This window comes from Amycolatopsis sp. NBC_00345, from assembly GCF_036116635.1.
In the GTDB taxonomy this organism is placed as follows: Bacteria; Actinomycetota; Actinomycetes; order Mycobacteriales; family Pseudonocardiaceae; genus Amycolatopsis.
In genome coordinates this window covers 2,548,265-2,561,526 of record NZ_CP107995.1, presented here as the reverse complement: position 1 = coordinate 2,561,526, position 13,262 = coordinate 2,548,265, and the positions used below count along the sequence as shown (strand labels likewise).

Here is a 13,262-nt window from a genome sequence, read left to right as displayed (position 1 = left end):
GACGGACGGACGCGACCCCCTCCGTCGTGGCCGCCGCGATCACGCGCTCGCTCACGGACCGGCCGCTGTTCTGCGAACTGCTCGCGCACGCGCCGCTCACACTGGAGCGGCACGTGTCGCTGGAGTCGGTACGGAGCTTCAAGCTGTCCGCCCTCGACGCCCTCGACGACCTGGTCGAGCTGCTCACCCGCGCCCTGCCCGGCCTCGGCGCGACCGGCGGGCGCAACGTCGTCGCCGCCGTGACGGCACTGGCCGCCTCGCTCTGGCAGACGTCGCACCCGCCGGACACGCTCGCGCAGCTCTACGCCGAGGACCCGCGGCTCGGCCACGCCGTGGTCGACTTCGCGCCCCGGCTGGAGCACCTGACCCGGGCTGTCCTCATCGGACTGGTGTCAGCCGACGACGCGTAACCAGAGGTTCGTCGCCCCGCCCGCCTCGCTCTGGTGCAGCCGTTCGAGCTGCACGGGCGTCCCGTCCGGCCGGTCGAACAGCCGGACCCCACCGCCGAGCAGCACCGGCACGACGCACACGAAGACCTCGTCGAGCAGCCCCGCTTCGAGGCATCCCCGCGCGACCGTGGCGCCGAGGACGTTGACGTACTTCTCCCCCGCCGCCGCCTTCGCCGCGGCCACCGCGCCGGCCAGGTCGGCCACGAACGTCACCCCGGGCACCGGCTCGGCCGGCGCGTGGTGGGTGAGCACGAACTGCGGTCCCTCCCAGCCGCCGCCGAACGCCTTGCCCTCACGCTCGGTGCCGCGGTGCGGGTCGTCCCCGCCGAACGTGCGCGCGCCGACGAGCAGCGCCCCGATGTCGCCGATCAGCTCGCCGACCACCGGGTTCGGCCCGAGGTACGCGCCGAACCACCCCATGTCCCCGCCCGGCCCGGCGATGAAGCCGTCGAGCGACATCGTGGCCGAGTACAGCAGCTTGCCCATGTCCTGCCTCCCTGTTTCCGAATCTGCCCCCGTACGGACGGGCGGCGGACCGGAAACTCATCGGCCCAGCACTGATCGGCCCAGCACCGGATCGACTCAGCGGGGCAGGGCGCGCCAGGCCTCCCGGCGCTCACGCTGCCGCGCCGGGTCCGCGACGGGCGCGGCCGCCACCAGGCGCCGTGTGTAGTCCTCGCGCGGCGAGCCCAGCACCGACGCCACCGAGCCCTCCTCCACGACCTTGCCGCGGTGCAGCACCACGACCCGGTCGGCGACCTGCTCGATCACCGCCAGGTCGTGGCTGATGAACAGGCAGGCGAAGGCCAGCTCCCGCTGCAGCTCGGCCAGCAGGGCCAGCACCGACGCCTGCACCGAGACGTCCAGGGCGCTGGTCGGCTCGTCCGCGATCAGCAGCCGGGGCCGCAGGGCCAGCGCGCGGGCGATGCCGACGCGCTGGCGCTGGCCGCCGGACAGCTCGTGCGGGTACCGTCCGGTCCACTGTGGATCGAGCCGGACGGCGGTCAGCAGCTCGGTCACCCTGGCCCGGTGGTCGCCGCCGAACCCGTGCACCACCAGCGGTTCCGCGATGGTCGCGCCGATCGTCGCCCGCGGGTTGAGCGCGGAGGCCGGGTTCTGGAACACGATCCCGATCTGCCGCCGCACCTCGCGCCACTGCCGCGCCGACGCCGTCGCCAGGTCGATCCCGGCCACGCTGACCGAGCCGGCCGACGGAGTCACCAGCCCGGTCAGCACCGACGAGATCGTGCTCTTGCCCGAACCGGACTCGCCCACCAGGCCGAGCACCTCGTCGGCCGCCACGCTCAGGCTGACGCCGTCGACCGCGCGCACCGGCGCCGCGCCACCGCGTCGGCGGTAGGTGACTTCCAGGTCCCGCACCGAAACCAGCGCCTCGGCCTCCGACGCGGGCTCCTCGTCGGCCCCGCTGCCGAGCGACAGCACGGCGTCCAGCAGTTCCCGCGTGTACGCCGCCTTCGGTGCGGCGAACAGCTCCGTGACGGAGTTCTGCTCGACCACCTGGCCCTCGCGCAGCACCACGACCCGGTCGGCGAGGTCGGCGACCACGCCCATGTCGTGGGTGACCAGCAGGATCGCCGTGCCCAGCCGGTCCCGCAGCGAGCGCAGCAGCTCCAGGATCCCGGCCTGCACCGTCACGTCCAGCGCGGTGGTCGGCTCGTCCGCGACGAGCAGGGCGGGCTCGTGCACCAGCGCCGCCGCGATCACCACGCGCTGCAGCTGGCCGCCGGACAGCTCGTGCGGGTACGACCGCAGCACCCGCCCCGCGTCCAGCTCGACCAGTTCCAGCAGCTCCCACGCCCGCTTCTTCGCTTCCGCCCGCGACACGTCGCGGTGCGCGCGCACGGCGTCGACGAGCTGCGTGCCGATGCGGAACACCGGGTTCAGCGCGCTCATCGGCTCCTGGAAGACCATGCCGATCTCACCGCCGCGGACCCCGCGCATCGCCGCGGTGTCCAAGGTGTACAGCTCGCGTCCGGAAAGGACGGCGGACCCGGTGACCGTCGCGGTCGGCGGCAGCAGGCCCAGCAGCGACATCGCGGTCACCGACTTGCCCGAGCCGGACTCCCCGACCAGGGCCAGGACCTCGCCGGGGGCCACCTCGAAGCCGATCCCGCGGACAGCTTCGACGTCCCCGAACCGGATCGAGACGTCGCGGAGGGCGAGCAGCTGTTCGGTCACGGCCCTACTTCGCCAGCCCGATCTGGAGGTAGTTGGGGTACGCCGGGAACTCGCCGATGGTGAAGTCGCCGACCTTCGAGCCGTGCAGGAACGAGTTGCGCGTGTAGATCAGCGGGACCACGGGCGAGTCCTGCAGGATCCGCCGGTCGGCCTGCGCCCACAGCTTGCCCGCGGCCGCCACGTCGACGGTGCCCTGCGCCTGCGCGATCAGCGCGTCCACCTCGGGCACCGAGTAGCGCGCCTCGTTGTAGCCGCCGTTGCCGATCTCCGAGGTGCCGAACAGCGGCTCGATGTTCGCGTTGGCGCTGGGGAAGTCCGGCTGCCACGAGCCGAGCGTCAGGTCGTACGAGCCGTCGTTGCCGGTGACCACAGCCGTCCAAGCGTCGTCGTCGAGCGGGCGCAGCTTCGTCCGGATGCCGGCCCGCTGCAGCGCGGCCTGCAGCGCCTGGGCCTTGTCGGCGTCGTTGTTCGCGGTGGACACCGGGAAGTCCAGGTTGTCGATCCCGTTCGGGAAGCCGGCCTCGGCGAGCAGCTGCTTCGCCTTGGCCACGTCGCCGTTCGGCGGTGCCGGGTAGAGGTCGAACACCTCGCGCCCGGCGATGCCCTCGGTGATCAGCGTGGTGGCGATCGGGCCGGCCAGGTCGGCGCTGCCCGCGCTGGCGATCTGGTACGCGGTCTTGTCCACCGCGTACTGGAACGCCTGGCGCACCTGGGGATTCGCCAGCGGGCCGCGCTTCGTGTTGAGCGCGAGGTAGGCCAGCGCGCCGGACTTCGAGGTGACGAGCTGGTTCTTCGCCGCCGGGTTGCTCCGGACCTGCGCGAGCTGCGCGGGGTTGACGAACGACGAGCCGAAAGCGGTCGCGTCGTTGCCGGAGCTGGCCAGCAGCCGCTGGGCGACCACGCCGGTTTCCTGGCCCAGCTGGATCACGACCGCGTCCGGCAGGCCGTTGCGCGCCAGGTCGGACTTGGCGTCCCAGTTCGGGTTGCGGGTGAGCCGGACCTCGACGCCCTTGGTGTAGGCGGCCACCTGGTACGGGCCCGAGCAGACCGGGGTGGAGTCGTAACTCGCGTCCGTGCCCTTGCCCTTCGGCACCGGCGAGAACGCGGGCATGCTGACGATCCACGGCCAGTCGCCGTACGGCCGGGTCAGGTGGAACACGATCGTCTTCGCGTCCGGCGTCTCGATCGAGGCGAGGTCGCCGCCCTTGAACGGGCCGGTGTAGGAGGAACCGCCCTCCAGCAGTGTCTTGTGGTAGCCGAGCCCGCCGGAGAACGCCGCGTCGAACGAGCGCTCGATGCCGTACTTGATCTCCGCGCTGGTGATCGGCGTGCCGTCGGCCATCTTCTGGCCGTCCTTGAGGGTGAACGTCCAGGTCTTGCCGTCGGCGCTCGCGCGGCCGGTGTCGGTGGCCAGGTCCGGCACCACGGTCGCCGGGCTGTCGGCGGAGGTCTTCCACGCGGTCAGCTTCCGGTGGATCAGGCCGGTGGTGGTGATCGCCAGGTTCTGGCTCTTCGCCGGGTCCAGGTGCTGCGAGGTCTGGTCGGTGAGGATGTACAGCGTGCCGCCGGCCGACACGGCGGCGGACTGGCCGCCGCTGCCGGACTGCTCGTTCGCGTTGCACGCGGCGAGGAACGCCGCGGCCCCCGACACGCCGGCCGTGAGGCCCACTGCCCTCAGGAAGTCTCTGCGGTCCATGGTGTTTCCCTTTCTTGCCTACGTGAGCCGGGCGCGGGGGTCGAGCACTCCGTAGAGCACGTCCACCACGAAGTTGGCGAGGATGACGAAGAAGGCGGCGAACAGCGTCACGCCCATCAGCACCGGCAGGTCCACCTGGTGCACGGCGTCGACCATCAGGCCGCCGAGGCCGGGCAGCGCGAACACCCGCTCGGTGATCACCGCGCCGCCGAGCAGCGCGCCGAGGTCCACGGCGAACACCGTGATCACCGGCAGCAGCACGTTGCGCAGCGCGTACTTGCCGATCACGGTCCGCTCGGGCAGCCCGACGGCGCGCGCGGTCCGGATGAAGTCCTCGCCGAGGATCTCCAGCATCTGCCCGCGGGAGAGCCGGGCGTACACCGCGGCGTTGATGAACGCCAGCACCAGCCACGGCAGCACCAGGTGCCAGGCCCAGTCGACCGGGCTCTGCGCGAGCGCGACGTACCCGCTGACCGGCACCACGTCGAGGGTGAAGCCGAACAGCAGGATCCCGAGCAGGCCCACCAGGTACGCCGGGGCCGAGACGCCGGCCAGGGTGATGGTCATCGCCACCCGGTCCGAGGCCTTTCCGCGGCGCAGCGCGGAGAACACCCCGGTGGCGACGCCGGCGATCAGCCAGATGATCGACGCGCCCACGGCGAGCGAGACCGTGACCGGCAGCCGGTCGCCGATCAGCGACAGCACCGGCTCGTTCTGCTGGAACGAATAGCCGAAGCACGGCGCATTACAGACGATCGTCGTCACGCCGGTGCCGAAGGTGCGGCCGCCGAAGATGCCGCCGAGGAAGTCGAAGTACTGCTGGATCCACGGCTTGTCGAAGCCCATGAACTCCCGCGCGATCGCCAGGTTCTCCGGGGTGCACGGCTTGCCGCAGGACATCAGCGCCGGGTCCGTGGGCAGCAGGTAGAACACGGCGAACGTGGCGAAGCTGACCACCAGCAGCACCACGAGCATGCCGCCGAGCCGGCCGCCGAGAAAACGGAGGGTGCGGTTCACCGGCGTACCGCCGTCTTCGGGTCGAGCGCGTCGCGCAGCCCGTCGCCGAGCATGTTGAACGCCAGCGTCGCGATGAACAGGGCGGCGCCGGGGAAGATCAGGAACATCGGGTCGGACTGCACCCAGTTGATCGCGTCGCTGATGGACCGGCCCCAGCTCGGCGTGGGCGGCGGGATGCCGACGCCGAGGAACGACAGCGCGGCCTCGAACCCGATGTTCGCCGGGATGGTCACGGTGCTCAGCACGATGATCGGCGCCCACAGGTTCGGCAGCAGCTCGCGGCGGAACACGTGCACCCCGCCCGCGCCGAGCGCCCGGGCCGCGCGGACGAAGTCGCGCCCGCGCAGGCTGAGCGTCTGCGCGCGGACCACCCGGGCGACGCGCGGCCAGCCGAACAGCCCGATCACGGTGATCAGCAGCAGCGGCCGCGGGATGGCGGCCGGGGCCACGGCGCCGAGCGAGATCATGAAGATCAGCTGCGGGAAGCCGAGCAGCACGTCGGTCACCCGGCTCACCACCGAGTCCCACCAGCCGCCGACGTAACCGGCGCTCGCGCCGAGCACGACCCCGAGGACCACCGAGACCGCGGTGGCCGCGACGCCGATGAGGAACGACGTGCGCGCGCCGTAGGTGACGATCGCGAACAGGTCGCGCCCGGTCAGCGGCTCCACACCGAACCAGTGGCTGCCGCTGATCCCGCCGAGCGCACCGGCCCCGGCGCCGTTCGAGGGATTCAGCAGTTCGGTGTGGTACGTGTACGGGTCTTGGCCCTCGATGAGCGCCAGCAGCGGCGCGGCGACGGCGGCCACGACGATCAGCACGATGATCACGGCGCTGGCCTGCGCCCAGCGATCGCGCCTCAGCGCGCGCCAGAGGGTGCGCGAAGCCGCGGCGGGCACGGGTGGACCACCCGGCGACAGGATGTCGGACAACGGTTCCCTAGCGACTCAATGGATCCGGACGACCGGACTCTAAAGAACACGAAGGGAATTCACCATGTTGGCGTAGTGGCTCCCACATGCTGGACAACGTACTGCCGCGCGTCCGACTTCGCACCAGGACGCCCGAAAAGGACAAAAGACCACCGCTGTTGACAGCCGATCAACCGGACCGCGAGAATTCGATTCCGAATATCCTATAGGATTTTGCGGACTCAGCGAGGGAGGACCGGTGGCTGCCGTCACGAAGGCCGAAGCGTTTCTCGTCGACCTGGAAGTGGAGCAGACCCGCACCGACGCGGTGCAGGCGTTCCTCAAGCAGGAGACGATCTTCGTCGAGCTGGCCACCGCCGACGGCGCCACCGGCCTCGGTTACTCCTATACGATCGGCACCGGTGGCACGGCCGTGCTCGCGCTGCTGCGGGACCACCTGCTCCCCCGGCTCGTCGGGCAGGACTCGCGGCGGGTCGAGGGCGTCTGGCGGGACTTGTTCGCCTCGACGCGGGCGACCACCGTCGGCGCGATCACCTCGCTCGCGCTGGCCGCCGTGGACACCGCGCTGTGGGACCTCAAATGCCGGCGCGCGGGTGAGCCGCTCTGGCGGGTCGCGGGCGGGTTCGGTCCCCGGATTCCGTTGTACGACACCGAAGGCGGCTGGCTGCACCTGACCACCGACGAGCTGGTGGCCGGGGCGGAGAAGTCCGCGGCCGCGGGCTGGGGCGGCGTCAAGGTCAAGGTCGGGAAGCCGACCGCCCACGAGGACCTGGAACGGCTCGCCGCCGTGCGCGAGGCCGTCGGCCCGCGGTTCGACCTGATGGTGGACGCCAACCAGTCGATGACCGCGGCCGAAGCGGTACGGCGGGCGCGGGCGTTCGAGCCGCTGGACCTGTTCTGGCTGGAGGAGCCGCTGCCCGCCGACGACGTCTCCGGGCACGCGCGGCTGGCCGCGACCACCTCGATCCCCATCGCCGTCGGCGAGTCGATGTACTCGCTCGCGCAGTTCCGCGACTACCTGCACCGCGGCGCGGCGTCGATCGTGCAGGTGGACGTCGCGCGCATCGGCGGGATCACGCCGTGGCTCAAGGTGGCGCACCTGGCCGAGGCGTACCAGGTCGAGGTCTGCCCGCACTTCCTGATGGAGCTGCACGTGAGCCTCACCGCCGCGATCCCGAACGGCCGGTACGTCGAGCACATCCCGCAGCTGCGCGCGATCACCACCGCGGAGATGACGATCGAGGACGGGCACGCGGTCGCGCCGGAGTCCCCGGGCCTGGGCATCGCCTGGGACCGCGACGCGATGGACAACCGCCGGGTCGCCTGAGCCCTGCCGCGGACGTCGGCGACGACCTCGTCAGCCGGCTACCTGTGCGCGCCGCTGCTCCCCGCCCGAGCCGGGACCCGCGCGGCGGCGTGACAGCCGAGGCACGCGGGCACCGGGCGCACGCCCGAGGGCGCTGGCATGGCGACGAACGCGCCGGGCGCCACGATCTCGTCGCAGACCTCGTGGTGGTGGCCGAGCACCGCGCACACGCACTGGCACAGCCGGACCGGATTCCGTGTTCCCGCAGGCATCGCCGCCTCCTCACCCGTGAGCCCCAGCACCACCAGGAAACCGCGACCGGCCGCCGGTGGCCGCGGTTTCGCCGGGAGGGAGGGCGTTCCGGGCAAGAGGTGTGCGCGGAGGTCAGCCTTCCCCGGCCCGCGGCAGCGCGGTGTTGGCCTCGGGCAGGCCCGCCCGCACCTGGCGGTAGAGCCGCGGCACGGTCGTGGTGGGCAGCGACGGGGCGGCCCGCAGGTCGACCGGGCCGGTCGCGGTGAGGTCGCGCAGCACGTGGTAAACGTGGCTCAACGCGCGCAGCACCGGGTCCTTCGCGCGCTCGCCCGGCGCGGCCGGGGTGTAGGCGAACAGCGCGACGTCGGCTTGGGCCAGCGGGCGCGCCGCCGCCGGCTGCGGGTCTCCCGGGAGCGCGGCGGCCAGCTCGCCGACGGCCGCGGCCAGCGCCGTGCACGCCGCGACCGGCCCGTCCGGGTGCGCGGCGCAGGTGCTCGAAGGCCAGCGCACCGCGACGGCCAGCGCCCGGCCGTGGGTCGCCAGCGCGGCGTAGAGCGAGAGCCGGTGCCGCAGCCGCGGTGAGGTCGTGCCGCCGAGGATCGGCCGTTTGAGCGGCCGCGCGACGAGCGCGAGCTGGTAGAAGCGGTGGTCGAGGGCGCGGGCGAGCGCGTCGAAGTCCGCGGTGGGCCCGCTCCGCTGTCGGTCCAGCCGCGCCGCGGCGGCGGTGAGCAGCTCCCCCAGCGCGGCCAGCAGGTTGTCCCGCGCGGTGCGCACGGTGTCGCGTGTGGACAGTGGCGTGACGAGCAGCGCGACCACCAGCCCGACCGCCGCGCCCGCCGCCGTCTCCTCCAGGCGGAGCACCAGCAGGCCCGCGGAGAACTCGTGCAGCACGGTGTAGAGCTGGCCGATCATGATGGTCATGAAGAAGATCATGTAGGCGTACGACAGGCGCAGCAGGTAGAAGCCGCAGAACATGGCGCCGCAGATGGTGATCAGCACGGCCGCGGTGTTGCCCGCCGTCAGCTCGGCGAAGCCGATCGACGCGAGCAGGCCGACCAGCGTGCCCAGCACCCGGTTGAAGCCCTTGAGGAACGTCTCGGTGCGCGTCGCCGTGCCGGTGAACATGATGAACGCGGCGAGCACCGCCCAGTAGTACCGCGCCGAAGACAGCTCCTTGCCGACCAGGATCGCCAGCCCGCCCGCGATGGCGCCCTGAATCGCCTGGCGGCTGACGAAGTCCAGGCGCGACAACGGGTTCCAGCCGCGGTGGCGGGCCGGCACGTCGCCAGCCATGGCCGCCGAGCCGGGCAGGTTGCCGAACGCGAGGCCGACCGCGGGCTCGAAGTCGTCCACCACCTCGGCGCCCTGGTCCTCCGGCCGGGGGGCGTCGTTCAGGACCGTGACGACCTCGAGCGCGGCGGCGGCGAAGTGCCGGGCCGGCCACCAGCCGCCCGCCGTGCCGCCCGCGCGCTCGGCCAGGCTCGCCAGCCGGTACGCGACCTCGCTCGCGCCGCGGTCGTCGCGGCGGGCCAGCCGGGCCGCGACCTCCGCCGCGAGCACGCTGAGGCCCGAGCCGCTGCGCACCAGCGCGTCGGCCGCCGTGGCCAGCTGGTCCAGCAGGTGGTGGGCGTCGACCATCGACCGCCGCAGCGCGCCGGGCGAGCGGCCCGCGGGCAGCGCGCCGGGCTGGGCCGACCAGCCCTCCACCATCAGCGCCGCCTCGGCGAGCCGGGCCTGCCGCGCCTGCAGCCGGCGGCGCAGGCGGCGCTCCCGCTTCGGGTCGGTGTTCGCCAGCAGGTCGGCGCACGTCCGGGTCAGCTCGCGGCCGCGGGCGTCGAAGGCGCGCACCACCCGGCGCAGCGTGCGGGTCGAGTTCGTGCGCAGGACGGTGACCGAGAGCAGCAGCACCCACGCCGTCCCGAGCACGATGGCGACCAGCAGCGCGGGCAGCATCGCGAGCGTCGCGTGCAGGAACGACGCGAAGAAGTACCCCATCCAGCCCATGAAGCCGTAGAAGAAGAACGCCGGGCCGAAGCGCCGGACGAACACCGCGACGAACATCACCGCGACGAACACCCCGAGCATCAGGTCGGCGTTCGTGCCCACCGCGACCCCGAGCAGCATTCCGAGGCCGAGCGCGACCGGGAAGAACACCGCCGTGCGGGCCTTCACCCACGCACTGCTGCCGTCGCCCAGCGCCATCGAGCCCATCATCGCGACGATGGCGCCGAGCAGCATCGAGATGATCGTGCCCATCGAATCGGCGCCACTGGCCTTGGCGAACGCGTACTCGACCCCGAGCGCGCTCCCCATCGCCACGGTCGCCGAACCGGCGGTGCGCAGCCGGCTCAGACCCGGGTCCGAAGCGACGATCCGGTCCCAGATCTCGGTCCCCCTGGGCAGCACAGAACCCACCTTTCCCGGCGAAATGAGTGATCCTCGGTATGATACCGGTAATTATCGGTGTCATACAGGTGTTTCGGAGGACTCGTCCATGGAGCGGACCTTCCACGCCGGCGAACTGGCCGATCGGCTCGCCGAGACCGGCGACGCGCTGGACGTCCTGGAGCTGGCCACGGCCGTGCTCGTGCGCAATTTCGAGCTGCTGCGGCGGCGCACCGGCGTCTACGCCGAGCTGGACCAGTCGGAGTACCTGCTGCTGCGGATGCTCGACGAGCTGGGCTCGGCGGACATCGGCACGCTGGCCGGGGCGCTGGGCCTGGACCCGTCCACCGCCGGCCGGCAGGCCTCGGCGATGCTGGGCAAGGGCCTGGTCGAGCGCGGCCCGGCCGCCTCGGACCGGCGCCGCACGATCATCACCCCGACCGAGGAAGGCCGCCGGCTGATGGACGCGACCCGCTGCCGCCGCCGGGACACCACGGCCGCGCTGCTCGGCGAGTGGACCCCCGACGACCTGCGCACGTTCGCGGACCTGCTGAACCGGCACAACAGCGCCGTGGCCCAGCGCTACCTGGTTTCGGCCCCGGACTGATCGGCCGTCAAGGCCTCCTTACCCGCGTGGGACGCGGGTAAGGAGGCCTTGACGGCACTAGTCTCGCCCGCATGCGACGCTTCGAGGACGAAGACCTCACCGGCGCGGAGTTCCGCGAGTGCGACCTGAGCCGGACCCGGCTGGTCGGCGTGGTCATGCAGGACGCCGAGATCGACGGGCTGGTCACCGGCCTGGTGGTCAACGGGGTCGAGGTGATGCCGTACGTCGAAGCCGAACTCGACCGCAGGCACCCGGTGCGGCTGCTGCTCCGCTCCGACGAGCCGGCCGACCTGAGGGAGGCCTGGCGGCAGCTGCGCGACGGCTGGGCCGCGACCGCCGAGCGGGTCCGGTCCCTGCCCGAGGGCAGCGAGCACCGCGGCGTGGACGGCGAGTGGTCGATGACCGAGACCCTGCGCCACCTCGTTTTCGTGCACGACTCGTGGTTCCGGCGCTGTGTGCTCGGGCTGACCGAACCCTTCACGGCCATGGGGCTGGGGCCGGAGTACGTGCCCGCCCAGGAGCTCGACCGGTCGGCCCGCCCGAGCCTCGACGAAGTGCTCGCCGTGCGCGCCAAGCATGCGGCGGAAATCGAGGCGTGGCTGGCCGAGGTGACGCCCGAGCAGCTCGCCCGGACCGCGCCGGTGCCCGACGATGAACGATGGCCGCCGTACGCCAAAGGGCGGCGGGTGCGGCAGTGCCTCGGCACCGTGCTCAACGAAGACTTCGAACACCACGGTTTCTGCGTGCGCGACCTCGACAAGCTGTCGGCCCGGGAAGCTTCGCCGGAACGCTGAGCCTGGCGTCAGTCGCGTCAGTCGCGTCAGTCGGTCGTCGTCTCGGCCAGGTCCGCGTGCCGGGTGCGCAGCTCGCGCTTCACGATCTTGCCGCTGGGGTTCTTCGGCAGCGACTCGGTGAACACGACGTACTTCGGGCACTTGTACCCGGCCAGCCGGGTGCGCGCGTGGGCGATCACCGCCTCGGGCGTCAGCGTCACGCCCGGGAGCGGGACGACGGCGGCCGTCACCGCCTCGATCCAGTGCGGGTGCGCGACGCCGAAGACGGCCACCTCGGCGACCCCTTCGAGCTGGTAAAGGACTTCCTCCACCTCACGGCTCGCCACGTTCTCGCCGCCGGTCTTGATCATGTCCTTCTTGCGGTCGACGACGGACAGGTAGCCGTCTTCGTCCAGCACGCCGAGGTCGCCGGAGTGGAACCAGCCGCCGTCGAACGCGGCGGCGGTCTTGTCCTCGTCCTCGTAGTAGCCGAGCGTCGCGTGCGGGCTGCGGTGCACGATCTCGCCGACCGCGCCCGGCGGCACCGGTCGGCCCTCCGCGTCGACGATGCGCGTCTCGACGTTCAGCGACGCGCGCCCGGCCGAGCCCGCCTTCGGCAGTTGCTCGTGCGGGCGCAGGATGGTGGCCAGCGGCGCCATCTCGGTCTGACCGTAGAAGTTCCAGAACTCGACGTCCGGCAGCCGCCGCGAAAGCTCTCGCAGCACCTCGACCGGCATCGGCGACGCGCCGTAGTAACCCTTCCGGAGGCTGGACAAATCCGTGGTGTCGAACGCCGGGTGCCGCAGCAGGGCGATCCACACCGTCGGCAGCGCGAACAGCTTCGTCGCGCGCTCGCGCTCCACCGCCGCCAGCAGCGCCGCCGGGTCCGGCCCCGGCAGGATCACGCTCGTCGCGCCGAGGTAGACGTCGACGGAGAAGAAGCAGTCCAGCTGCGCGCAGTGGTACAGCGGCAGGGAATGGACCTCGACGTCGTCGCCGCTCATCGATCCGTCGAGCGCACAGGAGACATACTGCGCGATCAGCGAGCGGCTCGACAGCATCACGCCCTTGGGCCGTGACTCCGTGCCGGAGGTGTACATCAGCCGCAGCGGGTCGTCGTCGGCGATGAGGACGTCCGGGGTGCTCTCGTCGCCGGGCTCGTCGATCCAGGCGTCCACATCGTCCCAGTCTTCGGCGGTGCCGCCGATCCGGCCGCGCACCACGTCGCCGAGCCCCGCGCGCTCCAGCGCCTCGCGCGCCACCGGGAGCAGCGCGTCCTCCGCGACGAGTCCCGACGCGCCCGCGTGCCCCAGGATGAACGCGATCTCGTCCGCGCCGAGCATGAAGTTCACCGGGACCAGCACGACGCCGAGCTTCGCCGTGGCGAACACCAGCACCGCGTACTGCCAGGAGTTGTGGCTCAGCAACGCCAGCCGGTCGCCCTTGGCGAGCCCGCGCGCGGCCAGCCGGTGGGCGCAGCGGTTCACCGCCGCGTCGAACTCCGCGTAGCCCACCCGCCGTTCGCCCGCCACCACGGCGAGCTTGTCCGGATGGCGCAACGCGGTCCGGCGGAGCAGGTCCCCCACGGAGTGCTGACGGGCGCGCTGGATCGCTGCACCGGTTTCGGCGCTGAACAGGCTCGGCAT

At 72.2% G+C, this 13,262-nt stretch carries 12 protein-coding genes; 4 read left to right on the top strand and 8 right to left on the bottom strand.

Features of this window, described 5'->3' with window-relative positions:
• Positions 1-26: 26 nt before the first annotated feature.
• Complete coding sequence (locus tag OG943_RS11350) at positions 27-410, top strand: hypothetical protein (protein ID WP_328609689.1); 384 nt, start codon at positions 27-29, stop codon at positions 408-410.
• Here the strand turns inward: OG943_RS11350 and OG943_RS11345 are convergent.
• The 5 genes from OG943_RS11345 to OG943_RS11325 form a co-directional block, all read right to left on the bottom strand.
• Positions 393-935 (bottom strand): dihydrofolate reductase family protein, encoded by a 543-nt coding sequence (locus OG943_RS11345; RefSeq protein WP_328609688.1) that lies wholly within the window; start codon positions 933-935, stop codon positions 393-395. The genes OG943_RS11350 and OG943_RS11345 overlap by 18 nt on opposite strands.
• 96 nt (positions 936-1,031) lie before the next feature.
• Positions 1,032-2,648, bottom strand: coding sequence for an ABC transporter ATP-binding protein (locus tag OG943_RS11340; RefSeq protein WP_328609687.1), 1,617 nt, complete (start codon positions 2,646-2,648; stop codon positions 1,032-1,034).
• 4 nt (positions 2,649-2,652) lie between these two features.
• The gene (locus OG943_RS11335; protein WP_328609686.1) at positions 2,653-4,344 is read right to left on the bottom strand and encodes an ABC transporter substrate-binding protein; all 1,692 of its coding nucleotides are present in this window, start codon (positions 4,342-4,344) and stop codon (positions 2,653-2,655) included.
• A gap of 18 nt (positions 4,345-4,362) precedes the next feature.
• Positions 4,363-5,361 carry an ABC transporter permease gene (locus OG943_RS11330; protein WP_328609685.1) on the bottom strand — a complete coding sequence of 333 codons (999 nt, stop codon included), beginning with the start codon at positions 5,359-5,361 and terminating at the stop codon, positions 4,363-4,365.
• Positions 5,358-6,293 (bottom strand): ABC transporter permease, encoded by a 936-nt coding sequence (locus tag OG943_RS11325; protein WP_328609684.1) that lies wholly within the window; start codon positions 6,291-6,293, stop codon positions 5,358-5,360. Before OG943_RS11325 ends, OG943_RS11330 begins: the two co-directional genes overlap by 4 nt.
• 238 nt (positions 6,294-6,531) lie before the next feature.
• Between OG943_RS11325 and OG943_RS11320 the strand changes: the two genes are divergently transcribed.
• Positions 6,532-7,620, top strand: a complete 1,089-nt coding sequence (locus tag OG943_RS11320) for a mandelate racemase/muconate lactonizing enzyme family protein (RefSeq protein WP_328609683.1) — start codon at positions 6,532-6,534, stop codon at positions 7,618-7,620.
• Positions 7,621-7,658: 38 nt separating this feature from the next.
• Here the strand turns inward: OG943_RS11320 and OG943_RS11315 are convergent, their stop codons facing one another.
• Together OG943_RS11315 and OG943_RS11310 are read right to left on the bottom strand one after the other, a co-directional pair.
• Positions 7,659-7,871: a hypothetical protein gene (locus tag OG943_RS11315; RefSeq protein ID WP_328609682.1), complete on the bottom strand. Its 213-nt coding sequence runs from the start codon at positions 7,869-7,871 to the stop codon at positions 7,659-7,661.
• A 112-nt stretch (positions 7,872-7,983) separates the two neighbouring features.
• Positions 7,984-10,257: an FUSC family protein gene (locus tag OG943_RS11310; protein ID WP_328609681.1), complete on the bottom strand. Its 2,274-nt coding sequence runs from the start codon at positions 10,255-10,257 to the stop codon at positions 7,984-7,986.
• Between the two features lie 88 nt (positions 10,258-10,345).
• Between OG943_RS11310 and OG943_RS11305 the strand changes: the two genes are divergently transcribed.
• Together OG943_RS11305 and OG943_RS11300 are read left to right on the top strand one after the other, a co-directional pair.
• Complete coding sequence (locus tag OG943_RS11305; protein ID WP_328609680.1) at positions 10,346-10,843, top strand: MarR family winged helix-turn-helix transcriptional regulator; 498 nt, start codon at positions 10,346-10,348, stop codon at positions 10,841-10,843.
• A gap of 71 nt (positions 10,844-10,914) precedes the next feature.
• The gene (locus OG943_RS11300) at positions 10,915-11,637 is read left to right on the top strand and encodes a DinB family protein (RefSeq protein ID WP_328609679.1); all 723 of its coding nucleotides are present in this window, start codon (positions 10,915-10,917) and stop codon (positions 11,635-11,637) included.
• 26 nt (positions 11,638-11,663) lie between these two features.
• Here OG943_RS11300 and OG943_RS11295 read toward each other — a convergent pair whose 3' ends face one another.
• Positions 11,664-13,262: an acyl-CoA synthetase gene (locus tag OG943_RS11295; protein WP_328609678.1), complete on the bottom strand. Its 1,599-nt coding sequence runs from the start codon at positions 13,260-13,262 to the stop codon at positions 11,664-11,666.